The organism is Anaerostipes stercorihominis, from assembly GCF_057535655.1.
Genome location: NZ_BAAJCL010000001.1, coordinates 216,586 through 232,919, shown reverse-complemented (window position 1 = coordinate 232,919; position 16,334 = coordinate 216,586). Strand labels below are relative to the sequence as shown.

Here is a 16,334-nt window from a genome sequence, read left to right as displayed (position 1 = left end):
AAGGATCAATTATGGAAATATACAGTTTTATCATACAATTTTTCACTATGCTACTTGGCATCTTTTTCGGAATCTGCGCAGCCTTTATCCTCATAAAATACACACGGATCCTAAGGGAAAAACACAATAGGGAGGGGCAGTCAGTTTCTAAGGAAATTCAGGAAAATCAGCCCGACTCAAAAGTTACTAGCAAAAGGAAAGAAAAAAAGATCTCCAGAGGTAAAAGGACAGAGATTTCTCTAAAGGACCGTATCAGACGTCAGAATTCCGTAAAATCAGAAAACTGCTATCTTGACGGGCTTGATGATCTTGACTATGAAAAAGAACTTAAAATAGGGAAGCAAAAAGAGGAGGAAGCATACCGCTATATCGACAGGGAACGGAAAAATATAAATAAATAAAGAGACCTAAACATCTTCTGCTGTAATTTCATAGCAGGAGGTGTTGTTTTATACAGATATTTTAAGAGCATTCTTTTTTTACATACTATTTATAGAAACCCGTTCATAGATGAAAGGAGAAAGATTTATGGAAATGAAGATGATTAAGATTCAGGGATTTGAGGGTATTGTGCAAAAAACAATCTATCCTAAGAAGATCAATCTGTTTCTTGGAGAAAACGGAACAGGGAAAAGCAGTACCTTAAGGGCTCTTCGTTATGCTCTCACTGGAGAACATCAGGAAGACTTCATACATATGAACTCAACATCCTGCTTTGTGGAAATTGAGTTTGTAAACGGTATCACCATCTCAAGGGAGACGGCTCCAAATGCTAAAGGGGCGTTTGTAACAAAATGTAAGATGAATGGGAAAACAACTACAGCAAAATCTATTACGGAATATCTCTCCCAGAATGGATGCGATCATACCTCCTTAAAGCTGATAACTGCCGGTGATATTGCGAATGCCCTGCCGGATAATGAGGGCCTTGCAGAGTACATTTTATCTCAGCTCAACATGCAACTTTCTTTTGAAAGCATTGAGGCTCATGCTGGGCAGCTTTCTTCGGAAGCGGTAGAACTTATGCGAAAATATTTTGGTAAAGGAGGGTTTGACATTGATGAGATCACAAAAGTACATGATGAAATCAGGGCAGAACGAACCATCCTTAATCGAAAGCTGAAAGAGCATCAAGCAAAATCAATTTTTCGCGGAACAACGCCGGGGCGCACAGATACCCAAATTCAAAAGGATTTGGATGAAATTCTGAAGAAGGAAGCTTCTAAAGATGCGTTAAAGGAAGCAAACACCTCTTATCAGCAGGCATTAGCAGCAAGAAATAAAATTCTTGACGAAATTGATACACAACAGAACGCATACGATGCCATGGACGCAAAACGTCCAAATCCAAAACTGAAGGAAGATGCGACAATGCAAATAGAAGCCCTTAAGGAGCAGGCGACGAATTTGTCGCGCATGGAAACAACCTTACTTGAGAATATAAAGATGTATAAAAAAACGTTAGAGAATCTGTCGTCTACCCATTGTCCGTTATCGGAGAAACTGATATGCAAAACAGATAAGACCAAAATCCGAAAAGAACTCGAAGATCTAAACCAGAGAAATAAAGATGAATTGAATCTGATCTATGATTCTATTTCATCTAATAAGGAAAAGATCAAAGAGGAAGAGCAGAAGTTGGAGGCATATAAAAAAGCAGAGGAAGAATACCAAAAGAAAGTCAATGTTTTATCAAAAATTAATCTATTGAAATCGAATCTTCCGCAGGTGCCGACCAAGCCGACTGAACTATCAGGTGAATCGGAAGACTTCTCCTCAAAAAAGGAGATTCTGAAAAGAGAAAGAAAAAATCTAATGGAGTTTGAAGAAGCAAAAAAAGAACAAAGCATTGCAGACAATCTTCAAAGAGAAATAAAAAACTATACAGATGCTATTTCTTTTCTGTCACCAAAAGAAAAAGGCGGTATCAAAGAAAAAATTCTGCTCTCAGCCTTATCCGTTTTTCTTACCCACTGCCAGGACCGCGCAAGGGAGTTAAACTTCCCATTTACACTTCAGCTTTATTGTAAAAAGGGGCTGGAGTTTTATTGCGAAGATGCCAATGGAAATTCTATTCCTGTAAGAAAGGCATCAGAAGGAGAACAAATCCATCTGATGTTTCTTATACTTGATATGATCAACCGGCTTGCCGGAACGAAATATCTAGTAATTGATAATTTCAATCATATGGATCAAAAGAATTTCGAGTCATTACTAAAACTTCTTCAGAAAAAAGAAGTTTTGAATGAATATGAGCACATTTTTATTGCTCAACTTCCGCATCAGGAAGTCAAAGATTATATTAGTAAAAATTCTACAAGCATAAACGTCATTTCCATGTAAAAAAGAAAAGGATGGGTGTTCCCCATCCTTTTTCTTATGAAAATTTACTTTTCTCATACTATTCATGAAAGGGAAAATAGGAGGAAATGATATGGTATTAAAAGAAGAAATGATCAATCAGAATTGTGGCACATTTGCAGGAAGGATTGCAAAGCTTAAGAGGAGGGAGAAAGATGCATTCGTTGTATTGGCGATCAGTCGTGGTAACTTCACGAACTTTCCAGTATTCTTTACGAATGACATGGATGTCGTTGATAAGTTCCGTGTTGGAGAATATGTTCAGATAAATGGGCGTGTTAAAACCGGGTTTATCCCCCGGCCGCATCGAGAGGGAGAAGACAAGTTTTATTTTCAAAAATTCATTGCGACCGATATCAGAAGGCCGCAAAGCAGACTGAAGAAGCTGGGACTTAATTCTCAGTCCGAACAGGCATTGGAAGCCGACGAAAATCGGATCCTTCTTTCCGGAAAAGTTACCTACTTAAATCGGGTTAAAACCGGAGGGTATGATCTCGTTCGAATCCGCATTGAGGAAGAAGCGGATGAGGTGACTGGAAGAAGAAAGTATCAGGCTCCGGCAATTCTCTTTTATAAAGAGAAGAAAAAATGGCTTGATGAAATTAAGGAAGGAGATCATATTTGTGTTCAGGCGGAAATCCAGACTTCCATAGAGCAAAACCGAAAGATTGCCAGAATCGTATGTAACGATATGGCGGTGCTATAAGCAAACGGCGTATCCGAGAGGGTGCGCCATTTTTGCATCAGGGCTCGTTTTGCATACTACATATAGAACTATTAAAGATGTCACGGAGAAAATTTAAGATTCTCCAGAAAGGAGTCCGGAAATGAAAATGAAATGGAAGTCAAGGGAACTGACAAGCCTTGAGGATGTTATACTTAAAAATCATCCAAAAATAACATCTATAGATGAATTTCTAAAGCCAAAGCCCTATTACTTCATTAAGAATTTGGATCAAATGGCAGAATTTATCACAAGAGGAATTACAAATAAAAAAACATTTCACATCATAGGAGACTATGATGCGGATGGCGTATGTTCTACCTATGAGCTTTGGCTGCTGTTAAAGGAGTTGGGTGCAGAAAGTATCGTCATTCGGCTGCCAAGAAGATTCAGTGAAGGATATGGATTAAATCCGTCCATCATTGAAGAAATTAACGATGGATTTTTGTTAACGGTTGACAATGGCATTGCGGCTTATGAAGCAATCAAAAAAGCAAAAGAAAAGGGCTTATCTGTTGGCATTATTGACCATCATTTGAGTCGTATAGGGGAAGACGGAAGCCTTCTTACTCCGCCTGCTGATGTTATTGTAGATCCAAATGCCGAAGGACTTGGAGGAGACTTCAATGGATATTGCGCATCCGGATTGATCTATAAGCTGGCCCAGCATATGGGCATCAGTGGTAAAACTCTTGAATATATCCTTTGTTATGCAGCCATTGGAACTGTCAGCGATGTCATGGATTTAGTCCAGGATAATCGTAAGATTGTCATTGATGGACTGTCTGTGATCAATGATTTTCATAAGCGGCCAATGGCACTAGGTGTCTTAATGCGGGAAATGTTTTGTAAAACTCTAACCGCACAGGATATCGGATTTAAGATCGGACCAGTCATCAATGCCTCTGGTCGTCTGTATGACGACGGAGCGAAACGAGTTCTTGATTACTTTATAAGTGAGGAAAAATTTCCGTCCCTGGTCGAGAAAGCGAAAGAATTAGTTGAGATTAACCAAGAAAGGAAAGCGCTTGTTCTCGAAACGATGAAGCAGGTATCAGAATACATCACTGATAACTGCATGTTTTATGAAAAACCAATGATTATCCAAATGGACGATATCAACGAAGGGATTGTTGGTATTATTGCTGGCAGACTGGCAGAAGAATGGAAGACACCGGCTTTCGTTCTTACGAAAAGCCGATCAGGAGAACTAAAAGGCAGTGGAAGGAGTTACGGAGGGGTCGATTTAAAAGACCTCATGGATCACTGTAAGAAAGCTTTATTAAGTTATGGTGGTCATAAGGCTGCTGGAGGAATTAAACTTGCAGATGAAAAACAGCTAAATCTGTTTAGAGAACTTAGTTCTAACTATCTGGCAGATAAAAATTTGGAAGAAGATATCGAGATTTATTATGATCTCGAACTTCATGATGATGATAATCTAAAAGAAATTTTAGAGGAACTAAAGAAATATGAACCTTTTGGACAGGGCAACCCGGCAATTACTGTCCTTATCAAAGAAGTTTCTCTAATTCCAGTGCACGGAAAATTTTATGAAGCCTTTGGGGATTCTAATGACCCTCTCTAATTCCAGTGCACGGAAAATTTTATGAAGCCTTTGGGGATTCTAATGACCCTCATTTAAAATGCAATGGAAAAAACATTTCCATATTAGGATTTCGGAAATTTAATCAATTTCAAGAGGAGGGATTTCCGCGCGTGATGAATGTATATGGACAGCTTTTGCCTTCTGCGAATGGAGGGCGATTTAAATTAGAGGATTTTGAAGCAGTGCACACAAAGAAAGAACAATCCGCTCTTTCTAAAGCACTTGCACAGCAACTTTTGAATTTTTAGCAGACCTACGACAAACTTCTTTATTTTTCTGCTACAAAAAATAAGGAGGAAAACATGCAGTATCCATCGCAGATTTATAAGAAAGTAAGCTCATTACCAAAATCGGAAGGCAGAGGAACCCGAATACTGGCTTTCGATGATAAACTGAAAACCTCAAACAGGGAAACACCTTTATCTTTTCATGATTCTTCATCAAGAATTGACATTACTGGAATTGTCAAAAGAGAAGAAAAAGATGAGGAAACCATGATTTTTTACTCCAACATTAAGGGAGATAACATTGGATTCTTTAAGGAATGCTGCCAGAATTCACTGGCATTCCAAATGAATCCAATATGTGATAAGTGCAGTACCTATGAGGTTTATCCAAGAATTCACAAAAAGAATGCAGATGGGACCTTCGGGGACATTTCAGACTTTCGTTACCGTTCAAAAGAAGAAGGGGGATTTGGAATACATAGAATTCATGATATCATGATTCTTTATAATAACTCTTCTTATGAATTCGTAATCCGTAACGGTTACGCAAAATTAATGAAAGATTCGGTTGGGAAAAAGGTTATTGACCCGGCAACGGTTACGGATTTAATGGAGTTTCGATTTCCGCTAAGCATAGCGGACTTTTGCAACATGGTAAACGATATATGCGATTATGTATTAGTTTTTAAAAACAACTTATACATAAAACAGAAGAAGATCGCAACAGATGCCTTAAGCAGAATCTTAAATGACAAAAAAGGCAGTCCGCCACTTGTGGGGGAACCACTTGTGGGGGAACCGCCAATTCATTAAAAAGAGCCTTCGGGCTCTTTTTTTCATACTATAAATGAAAAAGAAAAGGAGGGTTATTGGTGAAAAAAATAAGAATTCTATTTTACTGTCTTTTCCTGACCTTTGTGATCAGTTGGACGGTAAAAGCAAAAAACCCGGCAGACCGGCCGCAGGCATCGAACGCCGAGGAGCAAAAAGATAACTGGTATAATGCAAGTGGAACCATTCAGGCAGACTCTGAATACGTGCTTGATCATGAGATTCCGGAAAACTATGTGCCCGTTCCGGGAAAGAATGAAACTTATATGGTTGTAGACGAAAAGGGAAACATTACGAAATACCGGCAACGAACAAAACAGGCGGATGGGACATGGGTCTGGAAGGATGTAAATCCTGATATTCCTGATAATTATGAACTGGTCAAAGGAAAAAAGGATTTATATAAAGTAACAAACGAAGACGGCAGTGTTACTTATATGAAATACATCAGAAATGATGATGATACCTACGCTTTTGTTGAGTGCGATAAGAAAGGAACCCCTCTTGCAGATAAAAAAGTAAAAGGTGATAAGATTCCAGATAATTACATCCATATTCAACGAAATATCTATGCCGTATACAATGAACATGGAGTTGTAATTGGATATAAAGAGCGTAAGGAAAAAAACGGATCCTATTATTGGGTAAATGTCGAGAAACCAAAAGAAACAGCTGAAAAGGACCAGAACGTCGTAAATGGAAATTCCAAAAAAAGCAAGACATCTTCTCAAAACGGTTCTTCTCAAAACAGCAGGAATGGATCTGCTCCTTCTGTTACACAAACCAACGGGGGCAGCACAAAAAAGAAGAACAGCGATGGAGGATATACACAGACCGAGAGTTATACAGAAACGAAGACAAACGGAAAGTATAAAATTGTGTATAAAACAACCATAACAAAAAAATATGATTCTAAGGGGAATCTGCTTTCTACAAAAAAAGATGGACCGCATCAGATAAGTAAAACGAAGCTATCCGATGGCGGGGGTTCTAATACTCCGGATAAAAGTCTGGTAAAAGGCAGCCTAGATAAAGAGGCGGCACGTATGAGCGCAAAAGTTTCCTACCAGACATCCATGGAAGCGAAACTTCTAACGATGCTGAACGCTGAACGCCAAAGTGAAGGGGTTGGTACTTTGTCAAAAAGCTCCAATGCGTATAAGATTGCAAAATGCAGAGCTGCAGATATGGCTCTATATGATTATGCAGATTATGACAGCTATCTGTATGGCAGTCTTGATGCTATGCTAAAGAAGTATGGCATCCGCTATGAAAGTTCAGGAATGAATATCTGGAAGACAACCAGCAAAGATGTGGACAGTATCAACACAAGATTCCAGGCAGTCAGCGGATCAAGGAAAACAAGGATGTCTAAGAATGCATCCAGTGTTGGAATTGCCATTGTCAAAAAGAATGGATATTATTATGTCTGCGAAGTGTTTTTATGAAAAAGTATGAACTTTCTTCATACTATAAATGAACAAATAATTCATAGAAGATAAGAGAAAAACGAGAGGAGAATCTTATGGATATTATAATTAATGTTCCCAAAAAAGGGGAAGAGCAAAATCAATTTCTGACTGAACGGCAAATCGAAGCTTCAAAGAAGGTTACGGAGGAGTTAATGAAGAAAAATATTCCTTTTCATTTTGAGGCGATCAAAAAGGATTCCTTTTTCGCAGGAATCACCATTCGCGATATAAAAACCGGTGAATTTCTGACACTTAAAATGGATCCTGCTATGCAAAACGTGAGTGAAGTATCTGCTTCCTTGTTGTTAGAGAGGATATTAAGGGAATTTCTAATAAACAGGGGAATTAAAAACCCTTCACAAAAAGATATTGAGGAACATTTTTCAAGGGTCAGGCAGAGCAGAGGGGGGTACCGATGAAATATAAGATCTTTATGGGATTGATGCTTGTCTGCGTCACAGCATCAATGGTTGGATGCGAAAAATCAAAGGATCGTTTTGAAGATCAATCTGACATAAGGATATCTGCCGGTGACGAAGAAACTGACAGTAAAGCAAAAAGAAACATAAAAATGGAAGACGCGAATTCCACTCAGCAGAAAAAAGATGAAGCCGATTTAACTGCGGTTTACATCGCAACAAAAGAGGATGAATCTATGAAAGCGCTTCATGGAGTTGGAACGCTTGGTTTCATTTCCGGGAGTGAAGTGAAAATTGAAATGTCAGAAGGAGCGTATCAGACATTTGTTATAAAAAAATCTCTAAAGAAAAAGATCAAGAAAATGAAACAAGGCATGAAGGTTTCCTTTCAGTACAAATACCTGGAAGGAAGTGCTGCCATGCAGATTGTTTCTATCTCAAAGAAATCCTCTTAAGAAGAGCCAAGCCGCATATAAATGCGGCTTTTCTTATGAACTATGATTGTTGCGCCATTCTTGAATCGTGACATCTCCGTGTATTGTTCGAATATGGCTTTTGTCTGCTGTCAGGTAAACGACTCTTCCTATGAGTTCTTTCCCGGTTATCACGTCAATTCCCCGGACCTTCTGACCCATTGGATGGACTTTTTGTCGTGTTAGATTGCCGGTTACCCGAATCAGGTTCAAGTCCTGGATATCTTTTGCGTCTCTCTGGCGTTCCTTGGTACAGATGAACACATAATCGCCTGGATTTATGAAACTTCGTTTCTGGCAGTCAGGTGTCCGGTCTTTAAAATAGTCTTTTTCCATAGAATCCTCCTTTTAATCTAATCATAGATCAGGTGCGGTCTATTTGACAACCTTTCTTTATGAAAGATCTTTTCTTAACTTTTTGCATACTAATTATGAACGAGTTGAAAGGAGAATACTTTATGAAGAAATTAAAGCGCATTATGGCATTCATGCTTACGCTTTCCTTTTCTTTCCAGTCATGTCTTATAGGGGGAATCCCGGTCATGGCTAAGGAGGGGGAAGAGGGGGACAAGAATGGGACTGTGATTGTCCAGTATTTGGAAGAGGGGACAGATAAAGTTCTGCTGCAAGAATATGAAGAAACAGGAGAGGAAGGAGAGGCGTATAAGGGTCCCGATGGGGATGGGAACTTAAGCCATGTTTCTATTGATGGATATGACTTTGTAAAAACCCAGAAGCCAGAAGATCTGGCAGCCGGCGAAGACGGTGATCCCATTTGGGATGACGACACCTGTAACAGTAGATTTTTGGCCGGAAAAACACAGATCATTACTCACTATTATGAAAGCAATCAGGGAAGCATTAAAATCCGATTTGTTGATGCTGATACGAAGGAGGAAATTCCGGCGAAAGACAGTGATGCATGGACATCTTATCAGGAAACTGGAAAAGATGGAGATGCCTACAAAGGAAAGAATCATGACGGATATATGGGGAAGGTCTCCATTCCGGAGTATGTTTATTATCAAACAAAAAAACCAAATAAGATCGCAACAGATGAGGAAGGGAAGCCCATTTGGGAGGAAGATACCTGCAACAGTGTATTTATAAAAGGGGAAGAGCAGATCATTACCCATGAGTATGTAAAAAGAGATACTACCGTCACACATCATTTGGATTTTTCTAAAAACAGTGTAGGAAACGGCTGTGACATAACTTTAACCGCAGATATGAATTATCTTGGAAATGTTGATGCTGATTCCATTAAGATGGAAATTTCCATTCCAAAAGAAATGAAAGCAAGAAACTTAAAAATACCTGCCGCAAAAGAAGCCGAAGGTGTGCAGTTGAAAATCTCTTATGTAAAAGAAGGAGAGACCGTGGTCTTAAGGAAAGAACACGACGCCACAAAGCCTTTGGAAATTTCAATCCCATCAAAGGCCTCAAAACTAACATTCCAGTATAGTGGTAGCATTAAAAACGCTGGTTTCTACAGGGAAGAGCAAAGCAAGGCTTTTTCTGTCACCCAGATAGAGATCTTAGGGCAAGCAATCTATGAAGGAAAGAAAGAGTTAAAAGAAGAAAATGCAACGTCAATGGTGTTTGTAACGAAAGATGGTCAGGAAGATAAAAAAGGTGAAGAAACAAGCACTTTCCAGATCTTTGCCCCGTCATCCACTACTATGGAACTATTCGCTCCAGATTATGTACATCGGTATGACCAGACGCATGTTGATTTTGGTGATATCACATATCATGGACCGGCTATCCCTGCGTTTCAGGTTAGAATTTCATTTTCTGATGCAGATGTGATTTCTGTAGATCTTCCGTCTGTTGAAGAAACAAAAACAATTGACGCTAAAATAAGGACGAACCAAAGGACGCTTTCTTATGAGGGGTTAAAGGGCGGTGGCACTTTGGATCTCAAACGTCGTCTGGCTGCAGGAGAGAAGGTTACCGACATCATTCTTGAGTTTCAACATATGAAAAGCCTAACAACGACCAAAAGAGGGTCTGTGACCTTTCGTCCATCTTACCATTCAATGAAAGATGGTGACAAGGCAGTGATTAAGGCTTTTACAAGGGCATATACGACAAAAGAGGGGTACGATAGGGAACCGTATTATCGTTCTTCTGAAAACGCAGATGCCAAAGTCAAAGTCTCTAGTGCGAAGATTGCAGGAGCTAGCCTTTCTATGCCGGATAAGGTGCTAAGAGGGGAAGATTTTGTTCTTACAATGGGCGGGTTTCTAAACATGAGTACTGCTCATGTAGACGGAATGCAATCCACCGTTAAGTTTGGTGCACCGGTTGTCGTTGAATCCTTTGAAAAGGGGGAAAGCGGGCAATCTGACGGCACGACCTATGAATATTATGATGGGACATGGAAGATCTATGACGGAGGGAAGGTAAAAACAACTGGACTTCGTATCACCGCCGTAAATCCCGCCAAAGGCTTTTATGTTGAGCCGAAACTTACTCTTCGTCAGGCTGAAGAAGAAACCGACGCAATAGAGGCGACAGTGACCTCAAGTGTCTATGATAACAAAAAAACATATATGGAAGAGCGTGCAAATGCCAAAATCCATTTCTACGATATGGAGGGGACATTTTCCTTTTCCCAGGGAAAAGATACTTTAGTATCTGGGGAAACCAGGCAGACGTACCGTATGGCATTTCACAAGGACGATCATCCTTCTGCATTTTCTCAAGTAAAAATCAAAGTTTCTCTTGATGAAAAATTTCTTGCAGAGACTCTTGACCTCGGAACATGGTCTGGGTATAATGGGCCGCTTAACGTTATCTGCCGCATGAAGGATGGTTCAGAAAAAAAGATCGGGACTTATCATAAAGGAGATCGGGTTTCCTTAAAAAACTACAGTGAAACTTTAAAGGAAATTCAGATCAGGACAGGCGGAAATCTTGGAAATGAGTCATATGCAGAGAACATTACGATTACGGGAACGACACAGAAACGTCCAAAATCTCAAAAGGTCCTTGCAACAGCAACCTTTGATGCGGTTTATGGACCGTATCAAAAAAAGATTCATGATGAGAAGTCTCTGGAATCCAAAGTGTATTACTATACAATTACGGTTCCTGTTATGAAGATAAAAAGAGATGAACTATATTATGGGGATCAGACGATCATTACCCTTGGAAATGTTGCTACTTTAGGAAACTGCAGCGCAAAGAAACTTGATGCATCCATCCTGCTTCCGCAGAAGGTGTCCGTAGAAAAGATCCTGCTTCCAAGTTTTCAGGACTCTTCCAACGTAAAACTGGTCTTTGTCTTTGATAACCGATTATCAAAGACGGTAGCGGTGAATGACGATCATTACATTCCAAATAAGACAATGAAGAAATACATTCGGGAGATTCACTTTGTAAAAGATCAGGCCCCGGGAGGGACGAAGATGGAAAAGGGAGTTACCGTAGCAATTAAAAACGAAAGCAAAGTGAAAAGAGCGTTTTTAAGTAATGCCTCTCTTAAAGCTGAATTTGGAAATGGGTTAGAGATTTCTAAGAAGAGTGACATCTATAACGTCAAGCTTCTTGCAAAAAAGGAAGATATGGTTGTAAACAATGATCAGGTTCAAAAGGTACAGGAAATCGAGGACGCATCTGGTGCTGATGACAGGCCAACAAATAATCTTCCTTATCTTCTTGGTGCTATTGGACTTTGTTCCATCGGAGGCGGTATCGTATACTGGCTTCGTAAGAGAAGAAAAGAGAATCATAAGGAAATAAATCCATCATAGCTCAGACCGCCTGGGAAACCGGGCGGTTTTCTGCATTTAAACTCTATGAGGGAATTTAAAGCTTCCTCATACTATAATGAAAGATAAATTTTATATAAAGGAGGACTTTATGAGTAAGACAGATTTTTGGAAGAAACTTGGGATTACGATGGGGGCACTACTCCTGGTGAGGATCGTTGCGCACATTCCGGTGCCTGGGGTGCAGATTGATATGTACAAAATGGCCATTACACAGTATACGAATACAGCCTTTTCTTTGATGAACCAATTCACTGGAGGTGCATTATCAAATATGACCCTGTTGGGGATCGGGATCTCACCGTATATCAGTGCAAGCATCATTGTAGAACTTTTATGCGTTATATCAAACCGCTTAGGAGATTTAAGCAGGGAGGGATATTATGGACACAAGAGGATCGAAAGGATGAATGTCATGTTTGGGATCTTTTCCAGTGTCGTTGTTTCATCCGCTGCGGGCTTAGGATTATGGAAGCTTGGATTTTTACAGAAATCAACGCTGCTTTACGCTTTGCTTGCAGCAGGAAGTTTGTGCGTAGGAGCAATCTTTTTGATTGGCATGGGAAAACTGATTGATAAAAAGGGAATTGGAAACGGAATCTCTCTAATTCTTTTTGTCAACATTGTCAGTACCTTTCCTCAGGACATAGGAACCGTGATGACTTCAAAAAAGTATATCGCTATTCTTGCGGTTGTCATTACGGCAGTCATTCTCGGTATTGTATTGTTTATGGAACTTACTAAAAAAGAGATTAAGGTTCTTGGCAGCAAATACTTAGAAGACGTACCGCAGGCAAAGGGTTTATCAAATATTCCGATCAAACTTGCTATCTGTGGCGTTATGCCAATCATCTTCGTATCTTCGTTTCAGCAAATGGGAGGATTGATCAAAGCATTTGAATTAAACAAAGGAATACTTCGTCCTATCTGCCAGCTGCTTTCTTCGGATGCATGGTTTGTGAGCAGAAGCCCCTATGCGATCGCAGGGATTGTTCTGTATCTATTAACATTGACGGGATGCACATTTTTATACGCCGACATCGTGTTTAACCCAGTGAATGCAGCTATCGCATTAAAAGAAAAAGGAAGTTTCATTCCAAATGTACGGCCCGGGAATGAAACCGTAGCATTTCTACGAAAGGAACGCCGGTCTATGGTGATCGCCGATGCCGTTTTGCTGTCTATTATTTCTGTCACGCCGATTTTTTTGTCCAATATGTGGTCCCTTAAGCTCCTTCAATTAAGCGGTACGTCCATCGTTATCGCCGTGGGGGTTCTCATTGAAACCAGTCGAGAAATTAAGGCTGAATTTTCAGGGGTGCTTTATGACAAGAAAAATTGGTTTTAACTAAGAAAGGGAAAAGATATGAAAAGAAAGAAAAGAAATGAGTTTGTTAACATTGTCATGCCGCGTCCACTCCGTTATGCGGTATCTTATTTAACGACTGCGTTAACCCTTACGGCTGTTGGAGTGTTATATGAAATTAATCTTGCAATCGGAAAACTGGCGTCCATGTTATTTTAAGGAGGGAACCATGAAGAGCAAAGCAGTTCAAAACAAAACAGTTCAAAAGATATTGTCTTTTGAAAAGGAGATGGAGAATTTAAAGAATGAGGATTTTGCGCAAAAGACGCAGGAATTCAAACGGTGCTTAAAAAAAGGCAGAAAACTTTCCAGTATTTTACCAGAAGCGTTTGCCTTAGTCCGGGAAGCCACATGGAGGGTGCTTAAAATGAAGCATTATCCAGTACAAATTCTTGGCGGCATTTGTTTGTTTAAAGGCGGGGTTGCAGAATTGAAAACTGGGGAAGGCAAGACCATCGTTGCGCTGCTTCCTGCATACTTATATGCCCTAGAAGAAAAGGGAGTTCACGTTGTAACCGTCAATGACTATCTGGCCAAAAGAGATGCTGAATGGATGTCTCCAGTCTACCGGCTCTTGGGGCTTAGTGTCGGATCCATTACTTCAGATACAAACCAGAATGCGCGCAAGGAAGCTTATGACTGCGACATTACTTACATTACAAACAATGAGCTTGGCTTTGACTATCTGAGGGATCATCAGGCACTCTATATGGAGCAGAGAGTCCAACGAGGGTTTCATTATGCCATCGTAGATGAAGCTGATTCTGTCTTCATTGATGAAGCAAGAACCCCGCTGATTCTTGCTTATGAAAAGAACGACTCCGTAAAATTTCAATCGTTATGCGATAAATTCGTAAAGACCTTAAAAAAGAGTAAAAAGGAAAAAGAGATTCAGGCAAAGGATCTATACCTTGGAGAAATTCCGAAAACAGATGGGGATTACATTGTGAACCAAAAGAACAAAACGGTCACAATTACCGAAAACGGGCTGGCAAAAGCAGAAAAATACTTTGGAATCAAGAACATCGGAGAGAGCAGCAACAGAATCTATATCCATTATATCAATCTCGCACTTAAAGCGAATTATATAATGAAAAGGAACGTTGATTATATTGTCCGGAAAAAAGAAGTGCATATCGTTGATGAATTTACCGGAAGGGTAATGCCGGACCGCAGGTATTCCGACGGACTTCATCAGGCGATTGAAGCAAAAGAGAAGGTTCCCGTAAAGCAGGATACGGAAACGGCGGCCTCTATCACCTTTCAGAGTCTTTTTTCAAAATATGAAACGTTAAGCGGCATGACCGGTACGATTGCAACAGAAAGAAAGGAATTAAAAGAAATCTATGGACTAAAAGTCAGTGTGATTCCAACCAATCTTCCGGTTAAGAGGAAAGATCTTGAGGATCGTTTGTTTGCCACAAAGGAGGATAAATACTCCGCTATTACAAAAGAGGTTCTGGAGGCAAATCAGAAAGGCCAGCCCGTGTTGGTTGGAACCGCATCTATCGAAACGTCAGAAGAATTAAGCCGGATCTTTAAAAAGGCAGGAATTATTCATTGCGTTTTGAACGCTAAAAACAACGAAGAAGAAGCGGGGATCATAGCCAAGGCCGGATGCGCCAAGGCGGTGACCATTGCGACCAATATGGCGGGCAGAGGGACAGATATCCGGCTTGACCGTAAAGCGTTAGAATGCGGTGGTCTTTATGTCATAGGGACCGAACTTTACGAAGTAAGACGAATTGACAATCAGCTCAGGGGACGTTCTGGAAGGCAGGGAGATGTTGGAAAGAGCAGATTCTTTATCTCTTTAGAAGATCGTGTTTTGAGTCCTTATTTTTCGCCGCAGACAGTTGCATTTTGCAAAAAATCAGCAGATGTATTTGGTGAAATTAAGGCTCAAACAGGGAAAAGGGGTGTAAGAAAGGCACAAAAAAGGAAAGAGATTGAAAACTTTGGATTTCGAAAAAGAATCTATGAATATGATAAGGTGGATAATAAACAGATGGAGATCCTTTACAAAGAAAGGGATCGTATTTTAAAAGGAGAAATTACGGTTCTTTCCTCTTCAACGAAAAAGAATGAAAAAGAGGTTCAAATAAAATCTGTGGATGAAAAGATCTTTTTACTGAAAACACTGGACCGCTTTTGGATAACCCACTTAAGAGTGTTGGAAGAACTTAAGCAAAATGCTTCTTTCCAGAGCCTTGGACAGATTAACCCAATCCCGTCATATAAACTGGAAGCATATAACCTTTTTCAGCAAATGATCTGCGAAATAAAGGAATCTTGTCTAAGAGAATCTAAGGAGATTGGACATGAGGATTGATCTCAAGAATACAGAGATTCGAATGACCCAGAAAGAATTTGACGAGATCTGCGATATCATTTCATCTATGGAGTATCAGTGTGGAACATGGTACCCATCCATGGAGCGGACGAAAAAAATCATAAAACACCTGACTCCGGATGGAGTAGCCTTCTTGTTATGGATTTCTGATACTTCTGAAGATTCCTACGAGAAGGAAGGAAGGGAAGTTATCCAAATGATTCGGAGGTTCCTATATAAAAAACTAATCATCGAATAATCTGTGATCTGAGCACGCCGTTTCGGGCGTGCTCTTTTGTGAGAGAAAAGGAAATATCCCCACACTATAGTTAAAAAGATAATGCAAAACTAGCAAATCAGGTTCTGTCTGTTTGGGTAATTGTAAAAGTCGTAGCATAAGAAATTGCCATACCGCAATTCATCCAAATCTATCTAAATCTATCTAAATAATATATTCGTTATATCTTGGTATCTGTTAATCACACGATATATCTCCACGCAATCCTTTTTGATAAGATATAGTGTGATGTAATTCCCATGAACCAGATACTTATAATCTGTCTTGAAACTCACTCGTGTTGACAAACCGGCTCCCATCGTAGGAAACTGCTGTAAATTCTCAAAACTCTTGTAAATTTCGTCTACGGTCTTTCTGGCAGCTTCTGCATTGTCCTCTGCAATATAATCTTTAATCGCTTTTAGATCAGCTACTACAAGAGGGTTAATCCTTAATTTCATCAA

The 16,334-nt window shown here is 39.8% G+C and carries 16 protein-coding genes; 14 read left to right on the top strand and 2 right to left on the bottom strand.

Going from position 1 to position 16,334, the window contains the following annotated elements:
• The first annotated feature begins 11 nt into the window (after nucleotides 1-11).
• The 9 genes from AC27EF_RS01160 to AC27EF_RS01120 all read left to right on the top strand — a co-directional run bounded on the left by AC27EF_RS01160 (nucleotide 12) and on the right by AC27EF_RS01120 (nucleotide 8,098).
• Nucleotides 12-401 carry a hypothetical protein gene (locus tag AC27EF_RS01160; RefSeq protein WP_487108335.1) on the top strand — a complete coding sequence of 130 codons (390 nt, stop codon included), beginning with the start codon at nucleotides 12-14 and terminating at the stop codon, nucleotides 399-401.
• Between the two features lie 127 nt (nucleotides 402-528).
• Nucleotides 529-2,343 (top strand): AAA family ATPase, encoded by a 1,815-nt coding sequence (locus AC27EF_RS01155; protein ID WP_487108334.1) that lies wholly within the window; start codon nucleotides 529-531, stop codon nucleotides 2,341-2,343.
• A 91-nt stretch (nucleotides 2,344-2,434) separates the two neighbouring features.
• Entirely contained in the window at nucleotides 2,435-3,067 is a 633-nt protein-coding gene (locus AC27EF_RS01150) for a hypothetical protein (protein ID WP_487108333.1), read from the top strand.
• A gap of 121 nt (nucleotides 3,068-3,188) precedes the next feature.
• The gene (locus AC27EF_RS01145; protein ID WP_487108332.1) at nucleotides 3,189-4,673 is read left to right on the top strand and encodes a single-stranded-DNA-specific exonuclease RecJ; all 1,485 of its coding nucleotides are present in this window, start codon (nucleotides 3,189-3,191) and stop codon (nucleotides 4,671-4,673) included.
• 131 nt (nucleotides 4,674-4,804) lie between these two features.
• Nucleotides 4,805-4,942, top strand: a complete 138-nt coding sequence (locus AC27EF_RS01140; RefSeq protein ID WP_487108331.1) for a hypothetical protein — start codon at nucleotides 4,805-4,807, stop codon at nucleotides 4,940-4,942.
• A gap of 54 nt (nucleotides 4,943-4,996) precedes the next feature.
• Nucleotides 4,997-5,734 (top strand): hypothetical protein, encoded by a 738-nt coding sequence (locus AC27EF_RS01135; RefSeq protein ID WP_487108330.1) that lies wholly within the window; start codon nucleotides 4,997-4,999, stop codon nucleotides 5,732-5,734.
• A gap of 59 nt (nucleotides 5,735-5,793) precedes the next feature.
• The gene (locus tag AC27EF_RS01130; RefSeq protein WP_487108329.1) at nucleotides 5,794-7,200 is read left to right on the top strand and encodes a CAP domain-containing protein; all 1,407 of its coding nucleotides are present in this window, start codon (nucleotides 5,794-5,796) and stop codon (nucleotides 7,198-7,200) included.
• A gap of 176 nt (nucleotides 7,201-7,376) precedes the next feature.
• On the top strand, nucleotides 7,377-7,643 hold the full coding sequence (locus AC27EF_RS01125) for a hypothetical protein (protein ID WP_487108328.1): 267 nt from the start codon (nucleotides 7,377-7,379) through the stop codon (nucleotides 7,641-7,643).
• The gene (locus AC27EF_RS01120; protein WP_487108327.1) at nucleotides 7,640-8,098 is read left to right on the top strand and encodes a hypothetical protein; all 459 of its coding nucleotides are present in this window, start codon (nucleotides 7,640-7,642) and stop codon (nucleotides 8,096-8,098) included. Before AC27EF_RS01125 ends, AC27EF_RS01120 begins: the two co-directional genes overlap by 4 nt.
• A 33-nt stretch (nucleotides 8,099-8,131) precedes the next feature.
• On the opposite strand, the gene AC27EF_RS01115 is transcribed toward AC27EF_RS01120, so the two are convergent.
• Nucleotides 8,132-8,452 (bottom strand): hypothetical protein, encoded by a 321-nt coding sequence (locus AC27EF_RS01115; protein WP_487108326.1) that lies wholly within the window; start codon nucleotides 8,450-8,452, stop codon nucleotides 8,132-8,134.
• Between the two features lie 122 nt (nucleotides 8,453-8,574).
• Here AC27EF_RS01115 and AC27EF_RS01110 point away from each other — a divergent pair, with 122 nt between their 5' ends.
• The 5 genes from AC27EF_RS01110 (at nucleotide 8,575) to AC27EF_RS01090 (ending at nucleotide 15,852) form a co-directional block, all read left to right on the top strand.
• Entirely contained in the window at nucleotides 8,575-11,877 is a 3,303-nt protein-coding gene (locus tag AC27EF_RS01110) for a hypothetical protein (RefSeq protein WP_487108325.1), read from the top strand.
• 109 nt (nucleotides 11,878-11,986) lie between these two features.
• Nucleotides 11,987-13,243 carry a preprotein translocase subunit SecY gene (locus AC27EF_RS01105; RefSeq protein ID WP_487108324.1) on the top strand — a complete coding sequence of 419 codons (1,257 nt, stop codon included), beginning with the start codon at nucleotides 11,987-11,989 and terminating at the stop codon, nucleotides 13,241-13,243.
• Between the two features lie 18 nt (nucleotides 13,244-13,261).
• Nucleotides 13,262-13,420: a hypothetical protein gene (locus AC27EF_RS01100; protein WP_487108323.1), complete on the top strand. Its 159-nt coding sequence runs from the start codon at nucleotides 13,262-13,264 to the stop codon at nucleotides 13,418-13,420.
• A gap of 10 nt (nucleotides 13,421-13,430) precedes the next feature.
• Nucleotides 13,431-15,593, top strand: coding sequence for a preprotein translocase subunit SecA (gene secA, locus AC27EF_RS01095; RefSeq protein WP_487108322.1), 2,163 nt, complete (start codon nucleotides 13,431-13,433; stop codon nucleotides 15,591-15,593).
• Entirely contained in the window at nucleotides 15,583-15,852 is a 270-nt protein-coding gene (locus AC27EF_RS01090; RefSeq protein WP_487108321.1) for a hypothetical protein, read from the top strand. Before secA ends, AC27EF_RS01090 begins: the two co-directional genes overlap by 11 nt.
• A gap of 179 nt (nucleotides 15,853-16,031) precedes the next feature.
• Here the strand turns inward: AC27EF_RS01090 and AC27EF_RS01085 are convergent, their stop codons facing one another.
• Nucleotides 16,032-16,334 carry a type II toxin-antitoxin system RelE/ParE family toxin gene (locus AC27EF_RS01085; protein ID WP_487108320.1) on the bottom strand — a complete coding sequence of 101 codons (303 nt, stop codon included), beginning with the start codon at nucleotides 16,332-16,334 and terminating at the stop codon, nucleotides 16,032-16,034.